Source organism: Streptomyces orinoci, from assembly GCF_003121295.1.
Lineage (GTDB): Bacteria > Actinomycetota > Actinomycetes > Streptomycetales > Streptomycetaceae > Streptomyces > Streptomyces orinoci.
The window spans coordinates 95,749-119,915 of the sequence record NZ_PHNC01000004.1; the positions used below are offsets into that span (position 1 = coordinate 95,749).

25 protein-coding genes are annotated in these 24,167 nt (G+C 70.6%); 13 read left to right on the forward strand and 12 right to left on the reverse strand.

The window, feature by feature from the left end; genetic code table 11:
• Both tal and tkt read right to left on the reverse strand, forming a co-directional pair.
• Complete coding sequence (gene tal, locus CV755_RS01245) at positions 1-1,116, reverse strand: transaldolase (protein ID WP_109278234.1); 1,116 nt, start codon at positions 1,114-1,116, stop codon at positions 1-3.
• A 37-nt stretch (positions 1,117-1,153) separates the two neighbouring features.
• Positions 1,154-3,235, reverse strand: coding sequence for a transketolase (gene tkt, locus CV755_RS01250; protein WP_109278235.1), 2,082 nt, complete (start codon positions 3,233-3,235; stop codon positions 1,154-1,156).
• 392 nt (positions 3,236-3,627) lie between these two features.
• On the opposite strand from tkt, the gene CV755_RS01255 reads away from it, so the two are divergent.
• Both CV755_RS01255 and CV755_RS01260 read left to right on the forward strand, forming a co-directional pair.
• Positions 3,628-4,569 carry a heme o synthase gene (locus CV755_RS01255; RefSeq protein ID WP_161968569.1) on the forward strand — a complete coding sequence of 314 codons (942 nt, stop codon included), beginning with the start codon at positions 3,628-3,630 and terminating at the stop codon, positions 4,567-4,569.
• A gap of 90 nt (positions 4,570-4,659) precedes the next feature.
• Positions 4,660-5,010, forward strand: coding sequence for a hypothetical protein (locus tag CV755_RS01260; RefSeq protein WP_109278237.1), 351 nt, complete (start codon positions 4,660-4,662; stop codon positions 5,008-5,010).
• A 114-nt stretch (positions 5,011-5,124) separates the two neighbouring features.
• Here the strand turns inward: CV755_RS01260 and CV755_RS01265 are convergent, their stop codons facing one another.
• The 3 genes from CV755_RS01265 to CV755_RS01275 all read right to left on the reverse strand — a co-directional run bounded on the left by CV755_RS01265 (position 5,125) and on the right by CV755_RS01275 (position 7,885).
• Positions 5,125-6,120 (reverse strand): COX15/CtaA family protein, encoded by a 996-nt coding sequence (locus CV755_RS01265; RefSeq protein WP_109278238.1) that lies wholly within the window; start codon positions 6,118-6,120, stop codon positions 5,125-5,127.
• A 65-nt stretch (positions 6,121-6,185) separates the two neighbouring features.
• A complete protein-coding gene (locus CV755_RS01270; protein ID WP_109278239.1) occupies positions 6,186-6,950 on the reverse strand; it encodes an ABC transporter permease in 765 nt (254 codons plus the stop codon).
• Positions 6,947-7,885 (reverse strand): ABC transporter ATP-binding protein, encoded by a 939-nt coding sequence (locus CV755_RS01275; RefSeq protein WP_109278240.1) that lies wholly within the window; start codon positions 7,883-7,885, stop codon positions 6,947-6,949. Before CV755_RS01275 ends, CV755_RS01270 begins: the two co-directional genes overlap by 4 nt.
• Before the next feature lie 137 nt (positions 7,886-8,022).
• Here CV755_RS01275 and CV755_RS01280 point away from each other — a divergent pair, with 137 nt between their 5' ends.
• From CV755_RS01280 to CV755_RS01315, 8 genes are all read left to right on the forward strand, one after another.
• Positions 8,023-8,796 (forward strand): helix-turn-helix transcriptional regulator, encoded by a 774-nt coding sequence (locus tag CV755_RS01280; RefSeq protein WP_422070494.1) that lies wholly within the window; start codon positions 8,023-8,025, stop codon positions 8,794-8,796.
• A complete protein-coding gene (gene sufB, locus CV755_RS01285; RefSeq protein WP_109278242.1) occupies positions 8,793-10,214 on the forward strand; it encodes a Fe-S cluster assembly protein SufB in 1,422 nt (473 codons plus the stop codon). Before CV755_RS01280 ends, sufB begins: the two co-directional genes overlap by 4 nt.
• 62 nt (positions 10,215-10,276) lie before the next feature.
• A complete protein-coding gene (gene sufD, locus CV755_RS01290; RefSeq protein WP_109278243.1) occupies positions 10,277-11,458 on the forward strand; it encodes a Fe-S cluster assembly protein SufD in 1,182 nt (393 codons plus the stop codon).
• A complete protein-coding gene (locus CV755_RS01295) occupies positions 11,455-11,772 on the forward strand; it encodes a non-heme iron oxygenase ferredoxin subunit (RefSeq protein WP_109278244.1) in 318 nt (105 codons plus the stop codon). The genes sufD and CV755_RS01295 overlap by 4 nt, the downstream gene beginning before the upstream one ends.
• A 7-nt stretch (positions 11,773-11,779) precedes the next feature.
• Entirely contained in the window at positions 11,780-12,547 is a 768-nt protein-coding gene (gene sufC, locus CV755_RS01300) for a Fe-S cluster assembly ATPase SufC (RefSeq protein ID WP_109278245.1), read from the forward strand.
• Positions 12,544-13,800 (forward strand): cysteine desulfurase, encoded by a 1,257-nt coding sequence (locus CV755_RS01305; RefSeq protein ID WP_109278246.1) that lies wholly within the window; start codon positions 12,544-12,546, stop codon positions 13,798-13,800. The genes sufC and CV755_RS01305 overlap by 4 nt, the downstream gene beginning before the upstream one ends.
• Before the next feature lie 12 nt (positions 13,801-13,812).
• Entirely contained in the window at positions 13,813-14,268 is a 456-nt protein-coding gene (gene sufU / locus CV755_RS01310) for a Fe-S cluster assembly sulfur transfer protein SufU (protein WP_109278247.1), read from the forward strand.
• Positions 14,265-14,600 (forward strand): metal-sulfur cluster assembly factor, encoded by a 336-nt coding sequence (locus tag CV755_RS01315; protein WP_109278248.1) that lies wholly within the window; start codon positions 14,265-14,267, stop codon positions 14,598-14,600. The genes sufU and CV755_RS01315 overlap by 4 nt, the downstream gene beginning before the upstream one ends.
• A 75-nt stretch (positions 14,601-14,675) precedes the next feature.
• Here CV755_RS01315 and CV755_RS01320 read toward each other — a convergent pair whose 3' ends face one another.
• Positions 14,676-15,335 (reverse strand): DUF6445 family protein, encoded by a 660-nt coding sequence (locus CV755_RS01320; protein WP_109278249.1) that lies wholly within the window; start codon positions 15,333-15,335, stop codon positions 14,676-14,678.
• 222 nt (positions 15,336-15,557) lie between these two features.
• Between CV755_RS01320 and CV755_RS01325 the strand changes: the two genes are divergently transcribed.
• The gene (locus tag CV755_RS01325) at positions 15,558-16,238 is read left to right on the forward strand and encodes a pentapeptide repeat-containing protein (RefSeq protein WP_109278250.1); all 681 of its coding nucleotides are present in this window, start codon (positions 15,558-15,560) and stop codon (positions 16,236-16,238) included.
• Between the two features lie 15 nt (positions 16,239-16,253).
• Here CV755_RS01325 and CV755_RS01330 read toward each other — a convergent pair whose 3' ends face one another.
• From CV755_RS01330 to CV755_RS01350, 5 genes are all read right to left on the reverse strand, one after another.
• On the reverse strand, positions 16,254-16,508 hold the full coding sequence (locus tag CV755_RS01330) for a cupin domain-containing protein (protein ID WP_109278251.1): 255 nt from the start codon (positions 16,506-16,508) through the stop codon (positions 16,254-16,256).
• 219 nt (positions 16,509-16,727) lie between these two features.
• Positions 16,728-18,161 carry an FAD-dependent monooxygenase gene (locus CV755_RS01335; RefSeq protein ID WP_241560896.1) on the reverse strand — a complete coding sequence of 478 codons (1,434 nt, stop codon included), beginning with the start codon at positions 18,159-18,161 and terminating at the stop codon, positions 16,728-16,730.
• Positions 18,158-18,826, reverse strand: a complete 669-nt coding sequence (locus CV755_RS01340; RefSeq protein WP_109278252.1) for a VC0807 family protein — start codon at positions 18,824-18,826, stop codon at positions 18,158-18,160. Before CV755_RS01340 ends, CV755_RS01335 begins: the two co-directional genes overlap by 4 nt.
• A complete protein-coding gene (locus tag CV755_RS01345) occupies positions 18,823-19,461 on the reverse strand; it encodes a TetR/AcrR family transcriptional regulator (protein ID WP_109278253.1) in 639 nt (212 codons plus the stop codon). The genes CV755_RS01340 and CV755_RS01345 overlap by 4 nt, the downstream gene beginning before the upstream one ends.
• 74 nt (positions 19,462-19,535) lie before the next feature.
• Positions 19,536-20,768, reverse strand: coding sequence for a S8 family peptidase (locus tag CV755_RS01350; RefSeq protein ID WP_109278254.1), 1,233 nt, complete (start codon positions 20,766-20,768; stop codon positions 19,536-19,538).
• A 119-nt stretch (positions 20,769-20,887) separates the two neighbouring features.
• Between CV755_RS01350 and dapD the strand changes: the two genes are divergently transcribed.
• Positions 20,888-21,880 (forward strand): 2,3,4,5-tetrahydropyridine-2,6-dicarboxylate N-succinyltransferase, encoded by a 993-nt coding sequence (gene dapD, locus CV755_RS01355; RefSeq protein WP_109278255.1) that lies wholly within the window; start codon positions 20,888-20,890, stop codon positions 21,878-21,880.
• A 288-nt stretch (positions 21,881-22,168) separates the two neighbouring features.
• On the forward strand, positions 22,169-22,822 hold the full coding sequence (locus CV755_RS01360) for a hypothetical protein (protein ID WP_109278256.1): 654 nt from the start codon (positions 22,169-22,171) through the stop codon (positions 22,820-22,822).
• Positions 22,823-23,254: 432 nt separating this feature from the next.
• Here CV755_RS01360 and dapA read toward each other — a convergent pair whose 3' ends face one another.
• Positions 23,255-24,151, reverse strand: coding sequence for a 4-hydroxy-tetrahydrodipicolinate synthase (gene dapA / locus CV755_RS01365; RefSeq protein WP_109278257.1), 897 nt, complete (start codon positions 24,149-24,151; stop codon positions 23,255-23,257).
• Between the last annotated feature and the right edge of the window lie 16 nt (positions 24,152-24,167).

Below are 24,167 nucleotides of genomic sequence, written 5' to 3' on the forward strand. Positions count from 1 at the left end.
TCACGCCTCCGGTGCGAGGCGCTTGAGCTCCGCCTCCGTCGACTTCAGCAGGTCGTTCCAGGACGCCTCGAACTTCTCGACGCCCTCGTCCTCCAGCAGCTGCACCACGTCGTCGTAGGAGATGCCGATCCGGGCCAGGGCGTCCAGGTCGGCCTTGGCCTGCTGGTAGGTGCCGCGCACGGTGTCACCGCTGATGCTGCCGTGGTCACCGGTGGCCTGGAGGGTGGCCTCCGGCATGGTGTTGACCGTGTTGGGCGCCACCAGCTCGTCCACATACAGGGTGTCCTTGTAGGCCGGGTCCTTGACACCGGTCGAGGCCCACAGCGGACGCTGCTTGTTGGCGCCGTGCTTCTCCAGGGCCAGCCAGCGGTCCGAGGAGAAGACCTCCTCGTACGCCTGGTACGCCAGCCGGGCGTTGGCCAGGGCGGCCTTGCCGCGCAGCGCCTTGGCCTCGTCGGTGCCCAGGGCGTCCAGCCGCTTGTCAATCTCGGTGTCCACCCGGGAGACAAAGAAGGACGCCACCGAGTGGATCAGCGACAGGTCCTGGCCGGCCGCCTTGGCCTTCTCCAGACCGGTCAGGTAGGCGTCCATGACCGCGCGGTAGCGCTCCAGGGAGAAGATCAGCGTGACATTGACGCTGATGCCCAGCCCGATGGTCTCGGCGATGGCCGGCAGACCCGCCTTGGTGGCCGGGATCTTGATCAGGGTGTTGGGCCGGTCCACCAGCCAGGCCAGCTGCTTGGCCTCGGCCACCGTGGCCCGGGTGTCATGGGCCAGCCGCGGGTCCACCTCGATGGAGACCCGGCCGTCCTGGCCGTCGGTGCGGTCGAAGACCGGGCGCAGGATGTCGGCGGCGTCGCGGACGTCCGCCGTGGTGATCATGCGGATGGCTTCCTCGACGGTGACCTTGCGGGCCGCGAGGTCGGCCAGCTGGGGCTGGTAGCCCTCGCCGCTGGAGATCGCCTTCTGGAAGATCGACGGGTTGGTGGTGACACCCACCACATGCATCTCGTCGATCAGCTCGGAGAGATTGCCGGAGGTGATGCGCTTGCGGGACAGGTCGTCCAGCCAGATCGCGACGCCTTCGTCGGACAGCCGCTTGAGTGCGTCAGTCATGGGTTCTGCATCTCCTATTGAGAAATAAGTACGGGCGTCAGCGGCGGCCGGCGTCGGCGATGGACTCGCGGGCGGCCTCGACCACGGCCTCGGTGGTGATGCCGAACTCCTGGTACAGCACCTTGTAGTCGGCGGAGGCGCCGAAGTGCTCCAGCGAGACCACCCGGCCGGCCTCGCCCACATAGCGGTGCCAGGTCAGGCCGATGCCCGCCTCGACCGCCACCCGGGCCTTGACGTCCGGCAGCAGCACGCCGTCGCGGTACGCCTGGTCCTGCTCCTGGAACCACTCCACACACGGCATGGAGACCACCCGGGTCGGGATGCCCTCCGCCTGCAGCCGCTCGCGGGCCTCCACGGCCAGCTCGACCTCGGAACCGGTGGCGATCAGGATCAGCTGCGCCCGGCCGCCCTCGGCCTCCAGCATCACGTAACCACCCTTGGCCGCGCCCTCGTTGGGCTCGTAGGTGGGCACGTTCTGCCGGGTCAGGGCCAGGCCGTGCGGGGCCGGCTTGGTGGCGTGGCGCTTGGTGATCTCGCGCCAGGCGATGGCGGTCTCATTGGCGTCCGCCGGGCGGACCATGTTCAGGCCGGGGATGGCGCGCAGCGCGGCCATGTGCTCCACCGGCTGGTGGGTGGGGCCGTCCTCGCCCAGACCGATGGAGTCATGCGTCCAGACATAGGTGACCGGCAGCTTCATCAGCGCGGCCAGGCGCACCGCCGGGCGCATGTAGTCGGAGAACACCAGGAAGGTGCCGCCGTAGATCCGGGTGTTGCCGTGCAGCGCGATGCCGTTCATGGTCGAGCCCATGGCGTGCTCGCGGATGCCCCAGTGCACGGTGCGGCCGTAGGGGCTCGCCTCCGGCAGCGGGTTGCCCTCCGGGAGGAAGGAGGAGGACGCGTCGATGGTGGTGTTGTTGGAGCCGGCCAGGTCGGCGGAGCCGCCCCACAGCTCGGGCAGCACACCGCCCAGGGCCTTGAGGACCTCACCGGACGCCTTGCGGGTGGCCACGGCCTTGCCGGCCGGGAAGACCGGGAGGACCTTCTCCCAGCCGTCGGGCAGCTCGCCCGCGTTGATGCGGTCGAAGTCGGCGGCCCGCTCCGGGTTGGCGGTGCGCCACTGCTGGATCCGCTTGTCCCACTCGGCGTGCGCCTCGCGGCCGCGGTCCACCACCTTGCGGGCATGCGCCAGCACCTCGTCCTCCACCTGGAAGTGCTGCTTCGGGTCGAAGCCCAGCACCTCCTTGGTGGCGGCGATCTCGGCCTCGCCCAGCGCCGAGCCGTGCGCGGCCTCGGTGTTCTGGGCGTTGGGGGCGGGCCAGGCGATGATGGTGCGCGCGGCGATGAGCGAGGGGCGCTCGGTCTCCTCCTGCGCCGCCTTCAGCGCCGCGAACAGCGCCTGGATGTCGAAGTCGCCGTTGGGGGCCTGCTCAATGCGCTGGACGTGCCAGCCATAGGCCTCGTAGCGCTTGAGGACGTCCTCGGAGAAGGCGGTCTCGGTGTCGCCCTCGATGGAGATGTGGTTGTCGTCGTACAGGGCGACGATGTTGCCCAGCTTCTGATGGCCGGCCAGCGAGGAGGCCTCGGCGGAGATGCCCTCCTCCAGGTCGCCGTCGGAGACGATCGCCCAGATGGTGTGGTCGAAGGGGGACTCGCCCTTGGGGGCCTCGGGGTCGAACAGACCGCGCTCGTAACGGGCGGCCATGGCCATGCCCACCGCGTTGGCGATGCCCTGGCCCAGCGGGCCGGTGGTGGTCTCCACACCTCGGGTGTGGCCGTGCTCCGGGTGGCCCGGGGTCTTGCTGCCCCAGGTGCGGAAGGCCTTCAGGTCCGACAGCTCAAGGCCGTAACCCGACAGGAAGAGCTGGGTGTAGAGGGTCAGGCTGGTGTGCCCGGGGGAGAGGACGAACCGGTCACGGCCGGTCCAGTCGGCGTCGCTGGGGTCATGCCGCATCAGCTTCTGGAAGAGCAGGTAGGCGGCGGGGGCGAGGCTCATGGCCGTGCCGGGGTGGCCGTTGCCGACCTTCTGCACGGCGTCCATGGCCAGAACCCGCGCGGTGTCAACGGCCCGCTGGTCCAGTTCGGTCCACTCGAGGTCTGTGGTGGTCGGCTTGGTGCTCACCCTAAGTCAGGGCTCCTCTCCACATGGTTCTCAGGCCGGGGGCGGTGTTCCGCCACGACTCGGCGAGGTCGAGCCTACCCTCGCCCTGGCGCGCATCTTTTCGACGTGCAGTCGGCTGCTCGGCTCAACGCTCCCGGAAACCGGGACCGGCCGGGAAAGATTCCCGGCCAGGAGCGACCGGCCTTGGCACCAGCGTGCAGTGCGCTCGGCGCGCTCGCCTCCCGGGTGGTCCCGCGGAGTCAGGTTTACCGGGGCGCCCGGGCCCTCAACACGACCCCACCCCGGCGGAGGGCGTGCCATGCCCTGCGTCTAGAGTGGCGTGGTACGCGCAAGTCTTTCCCGGCCGGGCCGGCCGGATGTGCTTGCTGGCCTTATCTCTGTCAGGGGTGTGCGTGACGGCCGTCGAATCCCGTCCTGCGGGGGTGCTCATCGAGCGCCCCAGCCACCGGCCGCTCGGGGCCCGGGTCAAGGCGTTCGTGGCCCTCACCAAGCCGCGCATCATCGAGCTGCTGCTGATGACGACCGTACCGGTGATGTTCCTGGCCGCACAGGGCGTCCCCGATATGTGGCTGGTGCTGGTCACCTGCGTCGGCGGATATCTGTCGGCGGGCGGTGCCAACGCGTTCAATATGCACTACGACCGCGACATCGACGCGCTGATGGACCGTACCTCGCAGCGCCCGCTGGTCACCGGCATGGTCTCGCCCCGGGAGTGCCTGGTCTTCGCCACCGCGCTGACCGTGGGCTCCACCGTGTGGTTCTGGTACCTCGTCAACCCGTTGTCGGCGGTGCTTTCGCTGGGCGCCTCGATGTTCTATGTCGTGGTCTACACGATGTGGCTCAAGCGGCGCACCGCGCAGAACATCGTCTGGGGCGGCATCGCCGGCTGTCTGCCGGTGCTGATCGGCTGGTCGGCGGTCCGCAATGAGGTCTCCTGGGCCGCGGTCATCCTCTTCCTGGTGATGTTCTTCTGGACGCCGCCGCACTACTGGCCGCTGTCGATGAAGGTCAAGGACGACTACGAGCGGGTCGGCGTGCCGATGCTGCCGGTGATCGCGGGCAACAAGGTCGTCGCCCGGCAGATCGTCATCTACAGCTGGGTGATGGTGGGCGTCTCGCTGCTGCTGTGGCCGCTGGGCTACACCGGCTGGTTCTACCCGGTGGCCGCGGTGCTGCTGGGCGCGATGTGGCTCAAGGAGGCGCACGCCCTCCAGGCGCGCGCCAAGGCGGGGGTCACCGGCGCCAAGCTCAAGGAGATGCGCCTGTTCCACTGGTCGATCACCTATGTGTCGCTGCTGTTCACGGCGGTGGCGATCGATCCCTTCCTGCGGTAGCGCGGGCTCTTCGCGACGGGCGGTGCTGGTGGCCAAGGCCACCGGTGCCGCCCGTCGCCATTTCCACTACCCGTCGGTAGCATCCTGGCCATGGCAGACACCAAGCAGGCCGAAGAGGCCGTCCTCGACGCCAGGGCCCAGCGTGAGGCGGCCCGGCTGGCCAAGCAGATCAGCGCGTTCGCGGGCAGCCACGGCGGCGGTGCGGAGGGGCAGCTGGCGCACATAGGGCGCGGCACCACCCGGATCGCGCTGGTGGGCGCGAACGGGGAGTGGGGCAACCTGGTGGCCCGCTCGCACGCGGCCGCCCGCAAGGCCGTGGAGCTCGCCGGGATCGAGCTGCGGGAGGAGTTCGACGGCGAGATGGCGGCCAAGGTGCGCACCGGGCGCTATGAGTGGTCCCGGATGGCCGGCATCCAGCTCGGCGGCCCGGCCAACGACTGAGCACATACGAAAGAGGGGCGCCCCCGGCTCGGGGGCGCCCCATCAGGGGCGCGGGGCTCTGCTGCGTCATGCGGCTCCGCCGCGTGGGCGCGACCAGCCGAAGACGGCCCGCACTCAGCCGACAGCCTCCGGCTCCACGACCTCCTGCTGCTCACCGGACGAAGCCGACCGCGCCGAAACGACCGGCAGCGCCCCACGCTCCCGCAGCGCGAGGAAAACCCGCAGCACGGCGATCCACACCAGGCACGAGCCGAACATATGGACGCCGACAATGACCTCCGGCGAGTCATTGAAGTACTGCACATACCCCACGACCCCCTGAAGCATCAGCACCGCGAACAGCTCCACCACCCGCCGGACCGGACCGGCCGGGGCCTGCACGGCCCGCAGGGTGAACCACAGTGCCACCGTCAGGCCCAGCACGATATAGACGAAGTCCACATGCAGCTGGGTGATCTCGTGCCAGTCCAGCGGGATCCGGCGCACGCCCTTGGAGGCGTCGCCCGCGTGCTTGCCCGCGCCGGTGACCACGGTGCCGATGACGATCAGCAGCAGGGTGGCGCCCACCAGCACCCGGTTCAGCTCACGGACCGGACGGGCCACCAGATCGCGCGGCGCGGCATCGCCCTCCAGGGAGCGGTGCCACATCAGCACGGCGACCGTCAGCAGCGCGGTGGACAGCAGGAAGTGCGCACTGACGATGTAGGGGTTGAGGCCGGTCAGCACGGTCACCCCGCCGACCACGGCGTTGCCCATGACCACCCAGAACTGGGCCCAGCCCAGCCGGGTGAGGTCCCGGCGCACCGGCTGGTGCGCCCGGGCGGCGATGATCGCCAGGCCCACCACGGCGCACAGCACATAGGTGAGCATCCGGTTGGTGAACTCGATGACGCCGTTGATGCCCATCGCGGGCGTCGGGGTCAGGCTGTGCTCGGTGCAGGTCGGCCAGGTCGGGCAGCCGAGCCCGGACTGGGTCAGCCGCACCGCGCCGCCGGTGACCACGATGACCACGGCCATCACGACACAGGCGAACGCGGCCCGCTGGACAAAGCGCGCCGAGGGCTGCCAGCGGTCGGCGATGAGCTGGAGGGGGTTCATCGTTCTGGGCACCCGCTCATCGTAGAACGCCGCTTGTGCACCGATTCACGAGGCCCCCGCCCCGGTGGGAGAACCACTCACTCCCAGCGGAAGAACCGGGCCGCCGCGCCCAGCCCCAGTACCGCCCAGCCGGTCAGGATGCCCAGGTCGCCCCAGGGCACCCCGGCTCCGTCCCGCAGCACCGCGCGCAGCCCGTCGGAGAGCGCCGAGATGGGCAGCAGCTCCAGCACCGAGCGGGCGGCGTCCGGGAACTTCGCCAGCGGCACGATCACCCCGCCGCCGACCAGCAGCAGCAGGAAGACCAGGTTGGCGGCGGCCAGGGTGGCCTCCGCCCTGAGGGTGCCGGCCATCAGCAGGCCCAGGCCGGAGAAAGCGGCGGTGCCCAGGATGATCAGCAGCACCACGGCCAGGGGGTTGCCATGTGGGGACCAGCCGAGCGCGAAGGCGATCACCGTCAGCAGCACGATCTGGAGCACCTCGGTGACCAGCACCGAGCAGGTCTTGGCGGTCATCAGCGCCCAGCGCGGCAGCGGGGAGGCGCCCAGCCGCTTGAGCACGCCATAGCGCCGCTCGAAGCCGGTGGCGATGGCCTGTCCGGTGAAGGCGGTGGACAGCACGGCCAGCGCCAGGACGCCGGGGGCCAGGAAGTCCACCGCCTTGCCCTTGCCGGTGTCCACGATGTCCACGCTGCTGAACAGGGTCAGCAGCAGGGTGGGGATCACCACGGTGAGCAGCAGCTGCTCGCCGTTGCGCAGCAGCATCCTGGTCTCCAGGGCGGCCTGCGCCCGGATCATCCGCGCCACCGGCGCGGCCCCCGGCCTGGGGGCGAAGGCGGCGCTCATGAGCGCAGCTCCCTACCTGTGAGTTCCAGAAAAACGTCCTCCAGCGTGTGCCGCTCGACCACTATCCGGTCCGGCATCACCCCGTGCTGGGCGCACCAGGTGGTGACGGTGGCCAGCAGCTGGGGGCCCACCGCGCCGCTGACCCGGTAGCTGCCCGGGGTCAGCTCGATCGCCGCGCAGTCCGCGGGCAGCGCCTTGACCAGGGCGGAGACATCCAGGCCGGGACGGCCGGAGAAGCGCAGGCTGTTCTCGGCGCCGCCCCGGCACAGCTCCTCGGGGCTGCCCTGGGCTATCACCTTGCCGCCGTCCACGATGGCGACGTCATCCGCGAGCTGCTCGGCCTCCTCCATGTGGTGGGTGGTGAGCACCACGGTGACGCCGTCGGCGCGCAGCTCGCCCACCAGCTCCCAGGTGGCCCGGCGGGCCTGGGGGTCCAGGCCGGCGGTCGGCTCGTCCAGGAAGACCAGTTCGGGGCGGCCCACCACGGCCATGGCCAGCGACAGCCGCTGCTGCTGGCCGCCGGAGAGCCGCCGGTAGGCGGTGCGTCCGCAGCCGCCCAGCCCCAGCCGCTCGATCAGCTGGTCCACATCCAGCGGGTGGGCGTGCAGCGCGGCCATGTGCCGCAGCATCTCCTCGGCGCGGGCGCCGGGGTAGACGCCGCCGCTCTGCAGCATCACACCCACCCGGGGGCGCAGCGCCATGGCGTCGGCCACCGGGTCCAGACCGAGCACGCGGACCGTGCCCGCGTCCGGTCGGCGGTAGCCCTCGCAGGTTTCGATGGTGGTGGTCTTGCCCGCCCCATTGGGGCCGAGCACGGCGGTGAGGGTGCCGGTGGCGACGGACAGGTCGAGCCCGTCCACCGCCGTCTTGTTTCCATACCGCTTGACGAGGCCGTGGACCTCGACCGCGGGGGCCCCGGAAAAGGCGCTGCACATGCGGGGAAGTCTACGAAGCCGCGAGCGCCGGCGGCCCCGCCGGGGGTGTGGCTTAGGTGACCCTAAGTGATCGATGCCACCACCCTCCGGCGCAACGAGGCTTGTCGGCCCTCAGCCAATTACGCAACAATGGCGTTGTGAAATACACGGGCAAGGCTCCGGAGAGCCCCCCGGCCCAGGCGGCCGACGGGGCGCGTACGCCCCTGCCCGATGAGCAGCGCGGCACCCGCAACCGGGTGGCCCGCTCCATCCTCGACCACGGCCCCTCCACCGCCGCCGAGCTGGCCATGCGGCTGAATCTGACCCAGGCCGCGGTCCGCCGCCACCTGGACACCCTGGTTGCCGAGGGCGTGGTGGAGCCCCGGGAGAAGCGGGTCTACGGGGCCCGTACCCGCGGCCGCCCCGCCAAGGTCTTCGCGCTCACCGACTGCGGCCGGGACGCCTTCGACCAGGCCTATGACCAGCTGGCCGGGGACGCCCTGCGCTGGATCGCCGAGAGCGCCGGCGGCGGCGAGGCCGGCGAGGCCGCCATCGCCGCCTTCGCCCGGGCCCGGATGACCGCCCAGGCCGAGGGCTACCGCGAGGCGCTGGACCGGGCCGCGCCCGAGGAGCGGGCGCACGCCCTGGCCAGGGCATTGACCGCGGACGGGTACGCTGCTACGGCGCGCAGCGCACCGGTCGGCGAACAGCTCTGCCAGCACCACTGCCCGGTCGCCCATGTCGCCGAGCAGTTCCCGCAGCTGTGCGAGGCGGAGACCGAGGTCTTCTCCCGCCTGCTCGGGACCCATGTGCAGCGTCTGGCCACCATCGCCCATGGCGACGGGGTGTGCACGACGTTCATTCCGCGCAGCGGAACACCCAAGACCACCACTACCGCATCCACCAGCACGGCCGGGAGGAACCCCGCATGACTCTCCCCACGGAGACTGCCCACCCTGAGCTCGAGGGCCTGGGCACGTACGAATACGGCTGGGCCGACCCCGACGCGGCCGGTGCCGCGGCCAAGCGCGGCCTCTCCGAGGAGGTCGTCCGCGACATCTCGGCGAAGAAGTCCGAGCCGGAGTGGATGCTCAAGCTGCGGCTGAAGGGCCTCAAGCTCTTCGAGAAGAAGCCCATGCCGACCTGGGGCTCGGACCTGAGCGGCATCGACTTCGACAACATCAAGTACTTTGTCCGCTCCACCGAGAAGCAGGCCGCCACCTGGGAGGACCTGCCCGAGGACATCAAGAACACCTACGACAAGCTGGGCATCCCCGAGGCGGAGAAGCAGCGCCTGGTCGCCGGTGTCGCCGCCCAGTACGAGTCCGAGGTCGTCTACCACCAGATCCGCGAGGACCTGGAGCAGCAGGGCGTCATCTTCCTGGACACCGACACCGCGCTCAAGGAGCACCCGGAGCTCTTCCAGGAGTACTTCGGCACCGTCATCCCGGCCGGTGACAACAAGTTCGCCTCGCTGAACACCGCCGTGTGGTCCGGTGGCTCCTTCATCTACGTCCCGCCGGGCGTCCATGTGGACATCCCGCTCCAGGCCTACTTCCGGATCAACACCGAGAACATGGGCCAGTTCGAGCGGACGCTGATCATCGTGGACGAGAACGCCTATGTGCACTACGTAGAGGGCTGCACCGCGCCCATCTACTCCTCGGACTCGCTGCACAGCGCGGTCGTGGAGATCATCGTCAAGAAGGGCGGCCGCTGCCGCTACACGACCATCCAGAACTGGTCGAACAACGTCTACAACCTGGTCACCAAGCGTGCCGTCGCCTACGAGGGCGCCACCATGGAGTGGATCGACGGCAACATCGGTTCCAAGGTGACCATGAAGTACCCGGCCGTCTACCTGATGGGCGAGCACGCCAAGGGCGAGACCCTCTCCATCGCCTTCTCCGGCGAGGGCCAGCACCAGGACGCCGGCGCCAAGATGGTGCACATGGCGCCCAACACCTCCTCCAACATCGTCTCCAAGTCGGTGGCCCGGGGCGGCGGCCGCACCTCCTACCGCGGTCTGATCGAGATCGGCGAGGGCGCCCACGGCTCCAAGTCCAATGTGCTCTGTGACGCGCTGCTGGTGGACACCATCTCCCGCTCGGACACCTACCCCTATGTGGACGTCCGCGAGGACGACGTCTCCATGGGCCATGAGGCGACCGTCTCCAAGGTCAGCGACGACCAGCTCTTCTACCTGATGAGCCGCGGCCTGTCCGAGGACGAGGCGATGGCCATGATCGTGCGTGGCTTTGTGGAGCCGATCGCCCGTGAGCTGCCCATGGAGTACGCCCTGGAGCTCAACCGGCTGATCGAGCTGCAGATGGAAGGCGCGGTCGGCTGACGCCGCCCCCCTCCCACCCCGCAGCGAACCCTTTGTGACAGGAAGAGAGCACAACGACAGCCATGGCTGACAACACCCCCGCCGGCAGCACGACCGACGGCGCCATCCAGGTGGGCGGCCCCCGGCAGCCCATCGACGCGCGGGTCTCCGCGCCCGCCTCGTACGACGTGGCGGACTTCCCCGTGCCGCACGGCCGCGAGGAGGAGTGGCGGTTCACCCCGCTGGCGCGCCTGCGCGGGCTGCACGACGGCACCGCGGTCGCCGACGGGGCCGGCATCAAGGTCGAGGTGAGCGTCCCCGAGGGCGTCACCGTCGAGACCGTCGGCCGCGACGACGCCCGGCTCGGCAAGGCGGGCAAGCCGGTGGACCGGGTCGCCGCCCAGGCGTACACCTCCTTCGAGAAGGCCTCCGTGGTCTCCGTCCCCAAGGAGACGGTGCTCACCGAGCCCATCCGCATCTCGGTGCGCGGCGAGGGCGGGGTCGCCTTCGGCCACCAGGTGGTGGAGGTCGGCGCCTTCGCCGAGGCGGTGGTGGTCCTGGACCACACCGGCGACGCCACCCTGGCCGCCAATGTGGAGTACCTGATCGGCGACGGTGCCAAGCTCACCGTGGTCTCCGTCCAGGACTGGGACCGCACCGCCGTGCACGCCGCCCAGCACACCGCCCTGGTCGGCCGGGACGCCTCCTTCAAGTCCGTGATCGTCACCTTCGGCGGCGACCTGGTCCGTCTGCACCCGCGGGTGGTCTATGGCGCCCCCGGCGGCGAGGCCGAGCTCTACGGTCTGTACTTCACCGACAACGGCCAGCACCAGGAGCACCGTCTCTTCGTCGATCACGACACCCCGCACTGCCGCAGCAATGTCGCCTACAAGGGCGCGCTGCAGGGCCAGGACGCGCATGCAGTGTGGATCGGCGACGTCCTGATCCGCGCCGCCGCCGAGGGCACCGACACCTATGAGCTCAACCGCAACCTCGTCCTCACCGACGGCGCGCGGGTGGACTCGGTCCCCAACCTGGAGATCGAGACCGGTGAGATCGTCGGCGCCGGCCACGCCTCCGCCACCGGCCGCTTCGACGACGAGCAGCTGTTCTACCTGATGGCCCGCGGCATCCCGGCCGACGAGGCCCGCCGCCTGGTGGTCCGCGGCTTCTTCGCCGAGCTGGTCCAGCAGATCGGCATCCCCGAGCTGGAGGAGCGCCTGATCGCCAAGATCGAGGCCGAGCTGGAGGCGTCCGTCGCATGAGCTATGTACGAGTGGCCGCGCTGAGCGAGCTGGCGGAGGACACCCCGAAGCGGGTCGAGATCGAGGGCACCCCGGTCTCGATAGTCCGCACCGAGGGCGAGGTCTTCGCGATCCACGACATCTGCTCGCACGCCAATGTCTCGCTCTCCGAGGGCGAGGTGGAGGACTGCGCCATCGAGTGCTGGCTGCACGGCTCCACCTTCGACCTGCGCACCGGAAAGCCCTCCGGCCTGCCCGCCACGCGCCCCGTCCCCGTTTACCCCGTCAAGATCGAAGGGGACGACGTGCTCGTCTCCCTCACCCAGGAGTCCTGAGTTCCCCATGGCAACGCTTGAGATCCACGACCTGCACGTCTCCGTCGAAGCCGAGAACGGCCCCCGGGAGATCCTGCGCGGCGTCGACCTGACCGTGAAGCAGGGCGAGACCCACGCCATCATGGGCCCCAACGGCTCCGGCAAGTCCACCCTGGCCTACTCGCTGGCCGGCCACCCCAAGTACACGATCACCGGCGGCACCGTCACCCTGGACGGGGAGAACGTCCTGGAGATGTCGGTGGACGAGCGCGCCCGCGCCGGCGTCTTCCTGGCCATGCAGTACCCGGTGGAGGTCCCCGGCGTCTCGGTCTCCAACTTCCTGCGCACCTCCGCCACCGCCGTCCGCGGCGAGGCCCCCAAGCTGCGCACCTGGGTCAAGGAGGTCAAGGAGGCCATGGAGCGCCTCCAGATGGACCCCGCCTTCGCCGAGCGCAATGTCAACGAGGGCTTCTCCGGCGGTGAGAAGAAGCGCCACGAGATCCTCCAGCTGGAGCTGCTCAAGCCGAAGATCGCGATCCTGGACGAGACCGACTCCGGCCTGGACGTGGACGCGCTGCGGATCGTCTCCGAGGGCGTCAACCGGGTCCGTGAGACCGGCGAGGTCGGCACCCTGCTGATCACCCACTACACGCGCATCCTGCGCTACATCAAGCCCGACTTTGTGCATGTCTTCGCCAATGGCCGCATCGCCGAGTCCGGCGGCGCCGAGCTCGCCGACAAGCTGGAGGAAGAGGGCTACGAGGCGTACGTGACGAAGGGCGGCGTAACGGCGTGACACACATCCCCGGCCTCCTCGACACCGACGCGATCCGCAAGGACTTCCCCATCCTGGACCGCGTGGTGCACGACGGGAAGAAGATCGTCTACCTGGACAACGCGGCCACCTCGCAGAAGCCGCGCCAGGTGCTCGAGGTGATCAACGAGTACTACGAGCGGCACAACGCCAATGTCCACCGCGGTGTGCATGTGCTCGCCGAGGAGGCCACGGCGCTGTACGAGGGCGCCCGCGACAAGGTCGCCGCCTTCATCAACGCGCCCAGCCGGGATGAGGTGATCTTCACCAAGAACGCCTCGGAATCCCTCAACCTCGTTGCCAATATGCTCGGTTGGGCCGAGGAGCCCTACCGGGTGGACCGGGACACCGAGATCGTCATCACGGAGATGGAGCACCACTCCAACATCGTTCCCTGGCAGCTGCTCTCGCAGCGCACCGGGGCGAAGCTGAAGTGGTTCGGCCTCACCGACGACGGCCGCCTGGACCTCTCCGCCATCGAAGAGGTCATCACCGAGAAGACCAAGGTCGTCTCCTTCGTTCTGGTCTCCAACATCCTGGGCACCGTCAACCCGGTCGAGGCGATCGTCCGCCGCGCCCAGCAGGTCGGCGCCCTGGTGGTGATCGACGCCTCCCAGGCCGCTCCGCATATGCCGCTGGACGTCCAGTCGCTCGGCGCCGACTTCGTTGCCTTCACCGGCCACAAGATGTGCGGCCCGGACGGCATCGGCGTGCTCTGGGGCCGCCAGGAGCTGCTGGAGGACCTGCCGCCGTTCCTCGGCGGCGGCGAGATGATCGAGACCGTCTCGATGCACTCCTCCACCTACGCCCCTGCCCCGCACAAGTTCGAGGCCGGTACGCCCCCGATCGCCCAGGCCGTCGGCCTCGGCGCCGCGGTGGACTACCTCACCTCGATCGGCATGGAGCGCATCGCCCAGCATGAGCACGCGCTCACCGAGTACGCCATCAAGCGCCTCCAGGAGGTGCCGGACCTCAAGCTGATCGGCCCCGTCACGGCCGAGGACCGCGGTGCGGCCATCTCCTTCACCCTCGGCGACATTCACCCGCACGATGTGGGCCAGGTCCTGGACGAGCAGGGCATAGCGGTCCGGGTCGGCCACCACTGTGCCCGCCCGGTCTGCCTGCGCTACGGAATTCCGGCGACCACCAGGGCGTCGTTCTATCTGTACTCCACGCCCGGCGAGGTGGACGCGCTGATCGAGGGCCTGGAGCACGTCCGGAACTTCTTCGGCTGATGGGCTGCCACTGTGAAGCTTGACTCCATGTACCAGGACGTCATCCTGGACCACTACAAGCACCCGCATGGCCGGGGCCTGCGGGACGGCGACGCCGAGGTACACCACACCAACCCCACCTGCGGTGACGAGATCACGCTGCGGGTGCGGCTGGACGGCGAGAGAATCGAAGACGTCTCCTACGAGGGCCAGGGCTGCTCCATCAGCCAGGCCAGCGCCTCGGTCCTCAATGAGCTGCTGGTGGGCAAGGAGGTCGCCGAGGCGCGGAAGATCCAGGAGACCTTCCTGGAACTGATGCAGTCCAAGGGCCAGATCGAGCCCGACGATGCGATGGAGGAGGTGCTGGAGGACGCGGTCGCGTTCGCCGGCGTCTCCAAGTACCCGGCCCGGGTGAAGTGCGCGCTGCTCAGCTGGATGGCGTGGAAGGACGCGACGGCGCAGGTGCTGTCGGAGAGGAAGACCGCATGAGTGACGAGGTACAGACCACCAAGCCGGCCACCGAGGAGGAGGTCCGCGAGGCCCTGTACGACGTGGTCGACCCCGAGCTGGGCATCGATGTCGTCAACCTCGGCCTGATCTACGGCATTCACATCGACGACGCCAATATCGCCACCCTCGATATGACGCTCACCTCGGCGGCCTGCCCGCTGACCGATGTCATCGAGGACCAGGCCAAGTCGGCCACCGAGGGCATCGTCAACGAGCTGCGGATCAACTGGGTCTGGATGCCGCCGTGGGGCCCCGACAAGATCACCGACGAGGGCCGCGAGCAGCTGCGCGCCCTGGGCTTCAACGTCTGAGCCCGCCCCGTCCGTTGGACGCCGCCGTACCCAACCGGGTACGGCGGCGTCTTTGTTAACGTCTCTTTTCCGGCGTCACGCCATCCAGAAGAAGACCGCCGTCATCCGCTTCTCCTCCAGTGTCCGCCCGTGGTAACCGGTGGCGCTGTGCATCATATTGGCGCTGTAGAGCAGCAGCCGGTTGTACTTGTGCGGCACCCGGACATCCTCGGTGAAGGAGTCCGGCGGGACGAAGCGGGTCCCCAGCGCGTCCACCAGATTGTTGTGCGGCGCGGTCACCATGTTCCCGCCCAGCCGCCCGCCGGGCATGCTCTGCCGGTAGAAGGCGGTGCCGCAGTCCTTGGGCACACCCGGGTTGAGATAGAGCACCGCCGCATAACGGCACAGCGCCCGGGAGTCGGTGTGCGGACGGGGCTCGCTCTCCCCCTCGCCCACCACCTGAACGCAGTTGTGGTTGAAGGTGCCGCCGCCGGTGGCTTCCTCCACCCAGAGCCGGCGGGCTCCCGTGGCCTTGCGCACCAGCCGCTCCACCAGGGCGAGTTCAGCCGGCTCCAGCCCCGGCATGGCACGCATCCCGGGCCAGGGTTCGGGCTTGTGCGGGTAGCCCTGCACCCAGTCCTCGCGCGCCAGATGCCGGGCACGCACCGCGTCCGGATCGGGCAGCACATCGTCCAGGATCCAGTAATCCCGGCCACGGGTGGGCTTGCGGTAGGGAAGGACGGGCAGTTCGGACATGCGGTGACCTTATCTCCGCCAACTCCCTTGGTTTCCCCCGAAATTGGTCAACGCATCGTCAAGGCGGCGCCTCCTGAGGGGCGCGGGGCGCTCGCATCATGCGGCTCCGCCGCGTGGGCGCGACCAGCCACATGCGGCCTGCAAGTACAGGAACGCCGCACCGGCAGTGGCGGCTCCCTCAGCGGCGAAGCCGCTGTCAGACCCCTACGGCACAGTGGAACCATGGCACACCGCACCGACCGCATTCTCGAACCCCGACTGCCCGGACTACGGCTGCCCCCGCTGCGGCCGTACCCCGGCGACCCGCTGGCCGCGGACGCCGAATACGACGAGCTGGAGTTCACCGCCCTGGACCTGACCGGGCAGAACGGCCGCGGTGCCCGCTTCCTGGAGTGCGCGCTCGATCGCTGCACCCTGGACGACACCTCGCTGCGCCGGGCGCGCCTGATCGACTGCGCCCTGACCGGGGTGCGCGGGGTCGGCACCGACCTGGCCGAGTCCTCCCTGCGCGAGGTGGAGCTGACCGACGCCCGGCTGGGCGGCGTCCAGTTGCACGGCTCCACGCTGGACCGGGTGCTGGTGCGCGGCGGCAAGATCGACTACCTCAATCTGCGCCGGGCCGTCCTCAAGGACGTGGTCTTCGAAGGCTGTGTCCTGGTGGAGCCGGACTTCGGCGGGGCCCGGCTGGAACGGGTCGCCTTCCGGGACTGCACAGTCCGCCGGGCCGAGTTCAGCGGGGCCCGGATGACCCAGGTGGACCTCCGGGCCGCCGCCGAGCTGGATATCGCCCGGGGCATCGACTGCCTCTCCGGAGCGATCATCAGCCCCGCCCAACTCCTGGACCTGGCCCCGGTGTTCGCCGCCCAGCTGGGCGTACGGGTGGAGGCCGTGCCCCAGGGCTGAACCGCTTCCGGGGGTTCAGGCGATGGTCAGCCGGATCGCCGCCAGGGTGGCCGACTCGTCCCAGGTCCAGTGACCGCCATTGGCGTCCACCACGGTCAGTTCATGGGTGTCGTCGCAGGGGATCGCGGCATAGAGCGTGGCCGGCTGGTCGGTGAAGTTGTCCACGCTCCTGGCTTCGCCGGGGATGTTGATGCAGGTGCCGCTGGGATCGGTGAGGGAGTCCGGCTGTCCGGTGTCCACCCGGGTGTATTTGAAGGTTCCGCTGGCCATGACGGCCACCCCCTTCGGGCTCTGGGCCGTGAGAACGGCCTGCTGACACGAGGGTGTTGCCGCTCGGCGCCCGCGCAGAAGGGGGGTGCCGCGTTTACCACTCGAATGGAGCAGCGGAAGGTTTTCCGGGTACTTCCGGTGACCTGGCGGTTGTGCTCCGGGTGCGGGCCGCTGTTGGCCGATCTCTTGGCGCGCCCCTGACGGGGTGCCCCCGTGCCCCTAACGGGCCGACCCGAACCAGTGGGTCAGGGCCTCTCGGAGGCCCGTGCCGTCGCCCGGGCCGGCCCAGCAGACATAGCCGTCGGGACGCAGCAGCACCGCTTCGGCGCCCGGGAGTTCCGCGGTGGTGCGGGCGATCCGGTCGGTCCAGGGCTCCGCGAGCGCGGCCGGTCGTCCCCCGGCGCGGGAGCTCAGCAGTACGCCCCGGCCGTCCGGCTGCGCCACCCCCGGCAGCCGGGCACCCAGCAGCGGATGGGCGGGCGCCCCCGGCATGGGATAGCGGATGTCCAGGCCGGAGATCATTCCGGCCAGCCGGCGGTTGGCCTCCGGGACGGCCAGGACCTCGGTGAGGATCTCCCGCAGGGCCCGTACGTCCCCATCGGGCACCAGCAGCACCCCCTGCGCCCGGGTGTTCTGCAGCACCCGGGCCCCCACCGGGTGCCGTTCGCTGTGGTACGTCTCCAGCAGCCCGGCGTCCAGCCGCCCCTGGACCACCGAGGCCAGCTTCCAGCCCAGGTTGAAGGCGTCCTGCAGGCCCAGATTGAGCCCCTGGCCCCCGGCCGGGAAGTGGATATGGGCGGCGTCCCCGGCCAGCAGCACCCGGCCGTCCAGATAGCGCTCGGCCTGCCGGGAGGCGTCGGTGAAGCGGGAGGAGGAGCGGATTTCCCGCAGCCGGGAGCCGTGCACCGGGCCGAGTGCCCGGCGCACCTCGTCCTCGGTGACCGGGGCGTTCCGGTCCATGCCCTCCTGGGCCGGCCCGCCGAAGAGGAAGCGGTGGATGCCATCACCGAGCGGCAGCAGGAAGGGTTCGCCCTCGCCCGGGTCGAAGGAGGGCAGCCGCCACTCCAGGCTCCGGCCCGGCGGCTCGTCCAGCCGGATGTCGGCGATGGCCGCGGCGATCCGCCCGTCCCGGCCGGGGAAGCCCACCCCCAGCAGCTTGCGCACCCGGCTGCGGCCGCCGTCCGCGCCCACCAGATAGCGGGCGCGCAGCCGGTAGGTGCCCTCCGGACCGGAGGCCGTCACCGTGACGCCCGCCGGGTCCTGGGTGAAGCCGGTCAGCTGGTGTCCGCGCCGTACCGCGGTGCCGTACTCGGCGAGGTGGTCCTCCAGGAACTCCTCCACCCGGGCCTGGGGGATGCCCACCTGGTAGGGGAACGGGCTGTCGAAACCCCGGTAGTCCAGCGGCAGTCCGGCGAAGTGGCCGCCGGGCAGAGTGGTCAGGGCCCGTTCCCTGATGGGGGCCAGCCAGCCGCGGGCGTCCAGCAGCTCGGCGCTGCGCGGCTGGAGGTTGAGCGCCCGGGACTGCCCGGTGCGCTCAACGTCCTTCTCCAGCACCAGGGTTGACACCCCGGCCAGCCCCAGTTCATTGGCCAGCAGCAGCCCGGTGGGACCGGCCCCCACCACGATCACATCGGCGTCCATGGGCTCGGTCACACCTCCAGACCGTGCCGCGCAATATAGCGCTTGTGGAAGGCGATCAGCCCGGTCAGCAGCACCACGTACTGGAGGGTGCTCACCAGCGGAACGGAGCCCACCGGCAGGGTGAGGGCCAGCACGACCCGGATGGCCGCGTCCCCGGTCAGCCCCACCGCCCATACCGCGCTGAGCACCCGGACCCGGCGGCGCATTCCGGGCTCGGTGTCCCAGCGGGCCTCGAAGGCGCGCCAGCCCGCCTCGCCCGCCTTGGCGATCACCGCCGGCCGGGCGATGACCATCACGAACGGCCGCCGGGTGGGCAGAGTGCCCAGGGCCCACAGGCCCACCATGCCGAACAGCCAGCTGTCCCGGATCAGCAGCACCCGGGGGCTGCCGGTGACCAGGGTCATCAGCGCGCCGACCACCATCAGGCAGAGGGTGAACAGCGGCATGGCCTCCACCCGGCGGCGCTTGACCATGCCGTGGACCAGCCAGGGCGCGGCCAGCAGGCTGCCCAGCAGCAGTGCGAGCCACTGGCCGACGCCCGCCGCCTGGAGCCCATAGAAACCGCCCAGCGGCAGCGCCAGCTCCAACAGCAGCTGTTTGACCACCAGTTTGCGTACCGCGGCCTGCTTCTCCCGCTTGCTGAGCGGGGGGTGGGCGGTGGTCAGGGTCTCGGTCACGGCGTCCTCCGGGTGGCGCGGTCGAAGAGGTCGGCCAGTTCCCGGCCGTAGGTGGTGGCGTCGAAGCCCGGCAGGCGGCTGGCCTGGGTGACCACGAAGTCGATGGCACCGCGGATGGCGGCCGTCATCACCATCGGATCGAACTCCCGGAAGGCGCCGTCCCGTTGCGCCAGGCGGATCCGCTCGGCCTGTTCGTTCATCGTCGCTTCCATGACGTGGACGAAGTCCTTCACGGTCGGGGTGTCACCGCGTTGGTTGGTCATCACCTCGGCCAGCGCCGGCAGGTGCTTGGGATGCACCTCCAGCAGCGCCACATTGGACTCGATATACGCCCGGAGCCGCCCGGAATAGCTGGATTCAGCCTGAATGCGGGGGAGCATATATGCCTCGGCGACCCGCAGCACCTCGGCCGCCACCTCCCGCATCAGGTCGTCCTTGCCGGAGAAGTGGTACGAGATCATTCCGGTGCTGCTCAGCCCGGCCTGTTTGGCGATCCTGGAGAACGTGGCTTTCGCATAGCCCGCGTCCGCGAGGACCTCGATGGCGGCGCCCACGATCTGCGCCCGCCGGGCCTCCTCGGTGAAGGTCCGCCCCCGGCCCCCCGCCTGCTTGGCTATGCCGTCTTTTGCTTCCATGAGCAAAACCGTACGTGGCTCTTGCTCGACCGAGCAAGAGTAAGTCCGGTCAAGCAATCGTCAAGAGCGGGAGCTCAAAGTCCCCCGGTGTAAAGCAACTTGTTGGGCGTCCCGGCGGCCGCCTTGGCCAACATCCCCTGGGTGGACTGCTCGTCCAGCCAGCCGGCCACCGCCGCCGAGGTGGCCGAGGGGTTCTTCGCCCGGTACAGCGCGGCCACCCCGGTCACATGAGGGGCCGCCTGGGAGGTGCCGCTCTTGGTGGCCGGGCCGCCGCCCGGCCTGGCGGAGATGATGTCCTGACCGGGCGCCAGAAGCCGGACGCAGGGACCCCAGTTGCTGAAATCCGTCATCTGGTCCTGCTTGTCGGTGGCCCCCACCACCACCGCCTGCTTGGCGCTGCCGGGGGAGTTCTGGCAGGCGTCGGTGGGCCGGCTGCCGGGCGCGGCGTTGCCCGCCGAGACCACCGGCACCACGCCCCGGTCCGCCAGATTGTCAATGGCGTTGTTGGTGGTGGCGGACACCGGGCCGTTGAGCGAGGCATTGAGCACCGCCGGCGCGGTGAAGTTGCCGGCCACCCAGTCCAGTCCCTGGTCCAGCCGGGCGGTGGAGGTGGTCCCGGCGCAGTCCAGCACCCGCACGCTGACCAGGGAGACTTTACGGGCCACCCCATAGGTGGCGCCGCCCACGATGCCCGCCACATGGGTGCCGTGCCCGGTGCCGGAGGCGCAGTCCCGGCCGTCGCCGCCCGGGGTGACCAGGTCCACCCCCGGTCTGGCGCGGCCGCCGAACTCGCTGTTGGCGTAGTCGATTCCGGTGTCCACGATAAAGGCGGTCACCCCCTCCCCGGTGCCGTTCACCTTGAACTGGCCGTCCAGCGGCAGGGCGCGCTGGTCGATCCGGTCCAGCCCCCAGGAGGCCGCCGGCACCCGGGCCGCCATGGGCCCGGTGCTCGCCGTGGACGCCGTGAACACGGCGTCCTCCTCCACCGCCTCCACCTCCGGCGAGCGGCGCACGGTCTCCAGCTGGGCGGGGGTCAGGGTGGCGGCGAAGCCGGACAGCGCGTGCGAGTAGACCGCGTCCGGGGTGACCCCCAGCTGCAGGGTGAGCACCCGGGCGCTGCTGCCCTGGCGCAGCCGGACGATGTAGTGGCCCGGCACCGCCTTGCCCTGGGTCCGGTACAGCGGTGCCAGGGCGGCCTCGCCCCCGGCCGGGTGCTCGGGCGTTCCGTCCGCGGCGGCCGGCAGCGCGGCGGCCGCGGCGATGGCGAGCAGTAGCGCGGCGAACACGGTGAGTTTGGGAGCCTTCATAGCTCCCTGGATATGCGGTCCCGCGGCGGGTCGCGACCCCGGCTGGGCCAACCGGCGGGCCCGGGGCCGCTGCCGCCCGGGTTCGCCTTGAGCCAGGTGCTCCGGTTAGGTTTTCGGTCATGACCGAAGCTGCTGCCCCCTCCTCCACCTCCGGCGCCGTCGCCGCCGGCCTCGCCACCGTCACCCTGGACGGCACCGTCCTCGACACCTGGTACCCGGCCCCCGAGCTGACCGCGGCCCCCGGCCCGGCCGGCACCCGGGAACTGACCGCCGAGGAAGCCGCGGAGCTGCTGGGCGAGGCCGCCGTCAAGGCCATCGGTCCGGACCCGCGCCGCGAGGTCACCGTGGTCGCGGTGCAGACCGTGATCGGCTCGCTGGACGACAAGCCGCTGGACACCCATGACGTCTATCTGCGGCTGCACCTGCTCTCGCACCGCCTGGTCAAGCCGCATGGCCTCAGCCTGGACGGCATGTTCGGCCTGCTGCCCAATGTCGCCTGGACCTCGCTGGGCCCGGTCGCCGTGGACCGGCTGGAGCAGGTGCGCCTCAATGCCCGCGCCGAGGGCCTGCACCTCGCGGTGACCAGCATCGACAAGTTCCCCCGGATGACCGACTATGTGGCCCCCTCCGGCGTCCGCATCGGCGACGCCGACCGGGTCCGCCTGGGCGCCCATCTCGCCCCGGGCACCACCGTGATGCACGAGGGCTTCGTCAACTTCAACGCCGGGACCCTGGGCACCTCCATGGTCGAGGGCCGGATCAGCGCCGGAGTGGTGATCGGCGACGGCTCCGACATCGGCGGCGGCGCCTCCACCATGGGCACCCTCTCCGGCGGCGGCAAGCAGATCATCTCCATCGGCGAGCGCTGCCTGCTGGGCGCCGAGTCCGGCATCGGCATCGCACTGGGCGACGAGTGTGTGGTGGAGGCCGGGCTGTATGTCACCGCCGGCACCCGTGTCACCCTGCCCGACGGCGAGGTGGTCAAGGCCCTGGAGCTCTCCGGCGCCAGCAATATCCTCTTCCGCCGCAACTCCCTCACCGGCACGGTGGAGGCCCGCCCCTACAAGGCGAACTGGGGTGGCCTGAACGAGGCTCTGCACAGCCACAACTGACGCTACTGGAGCGGCCGTTCGGCGTGGGCACGCCGGACGGCCGCTCTGGCGTTCCGGCCCGCCGCTGCGTCACCATGGAAGGCGTCCGGTCCAGCGTTGTCCGACCGCCGGGAGGGCGAGGATGAAGCTCGGTAAGCCAGTTGCCGTGGGGTTCGCCGAGGAGGCCGCGGAAGCGGCGGATCCGGCTGCGTCGGTTCCGTCCCCGGAAGAGGTACGTCCCGTACGGGCGGAAGGCGCCGGAGCGGCGGGGCCGCGGGCCGCCGAGGATGAGGCGGTGCCGGCCACCCGATGAGGCTGCGGCTCCCCGAGGAACGCCCCGCCCGGCCGCCCACCGGCTACAAGATCGCCTACCCGGTGCTGTCCCAGGACGGCACCCGGTCCGGCTTCACCGGAGTCTCCCTGGGCGGGGGTTCACCCTATGGCGTGCTGGACGACGCCCGCTGCGTCTATGGCCGCCGCCATCGCCCGCCGGCCCGCCGCTGTGACTGCGGCTTCCACTGCCTGCACTCGCTGTCCGAGGCTCTCGGGCTCACCTGCACCGGGGCCCACCGGCGGGCGGTGGTCCTGGAGGTCACCGTGCTGGGCTCCTACATCCGCTACGAACGGGGCCTGCGCTACGCCCGCCAGCGGGTACGCACGGTACGGGTCGGGCCCTGCGCCTGCGGGCGCCCGCCCCGCCGGCTCACCGACGCGGGCTGGGGCCGGCCCGGCTGGCGCGTACTGGGCCCCGACTGCGGGGCGTGCGCGCTGGGCCTCACCGGGGTGACCTTCGCCGAGTTCGCCCGGCTGGCGGGCGGGCAGCTGAAGGTCATCCCCTCGCAGCGGGACGGGCCCGCGGATGCCACGGTGCCGGAACTCATGGCGGAGGCGGCGCTGCTCCAGGCCCGCCTGGACTGGTTCCAGGGCCAACTGGCCAAGTTCACGGGCCGCGAACAGCTTTAGGGGTGCCCCCGTAGGGGCGCGGGGAACTGCGCGCCCAGCCCCGCACGGCTCGCACCCGGCATGTGACCTGTCACTGCCACGGCGACTGCATTTTGCCGGGTGCGCCCTTCAGGGGCGCGGGGAACTGCGCGCTCAGCCACGTGCGGCGCGCGCCCGAGGTGTGACCTGTCACTGTCACGGCGACTGCCCGGGGCCGGGTGCGCCCTATCAGGGGCGCGGGGAACTGCGCGACCAGCCAGGGGCGGCCCGCGCCCGACAGTGATACGGCGTCTGCCGAGACCCCTTGTCGCCCGGCCGCGGGCCGGTGGTGGTTGCTCGCGCAGTTCCCCGCGCCCCTGAAGGGGCGCACCCGGCGATGATGTGGCGTTTGCCGATGTTGCTTGTTGCCCGGCTGCGGGCCGGTGGGGGCTGGTCGCGCAGTTCCCCGCGCCCCTAACGGGGCGCCCCGCATGCGGCGTGTGCCTTGAGCAAGGCATCCGTGCGGGCAGCGGACAAGCCCCGCAGTGGCGCCCGCACCGCACCGCCCGGCAAGCCCAGCGCACCCAGCAGGGCCTTGGCCGTCACCGTGCCCGGCACGCCATCCGCCATCATCAGCCGGACCAGCGGCAGCAGCCGCTGATGGAGCCGGGCCGCCCCGGCATGATCACCCGCGTCGAACGCGTCCAGCATCGAAGCCAGCTGCGGCCCCGCCACATTGGCGACCGTGCTCACATAGCCCGCCCCGCCCACCGCGTACAGCGGCAGGTTCAGCTCCTCGCACCCCGAGTAGTACGCCAGCTCCGTCTCCGCGATCACCCGGGAGCTGCCCAGCAGGTCATAGGCGCAGTCCTTGACGGCGACGATCCGCGGGTGCCCGGCCAGCCGGAGCATGGTCTCCACCTCGATCCGGGTGCCGGTGCGCCCCGGGATGTCGTACAGCATCACCGGCACCTCCACCGCGTCCGCCACCGCGCGGAAGTGCGCCTCCACATCCTCCTGCGGCGGCTTGCTGTAGTAGGGGGTGACCACCAACAGCCCGTCCGCACCGGCCAGTTGCGCCGCACGCGCCAGCTCCACCGTGTGCCGGGTGCCGGAGGAGCCCACTCCGGCGATCACCGTGGCCCGTCCGCCGACCGCCTCGGCAACCGCCCGCACCAGCGCCGACTTCTCCGCGTCGCTGGTGGTGGGCGACTCGCCGGTCGTCCCGTTGAGCACCAGGCCGTCACAACGGCCCTCGGTGACCAGGTGATCGGCCAGCCGCTGGGCTCCGTCCGGATCGAGGGTCCCGTCCGCGGTGAACGGGGTGACCATGGCGCTGAGAGAACGGCCGAAGGGGCGGGTGACCGGCATAGGGCTCACACTCCGG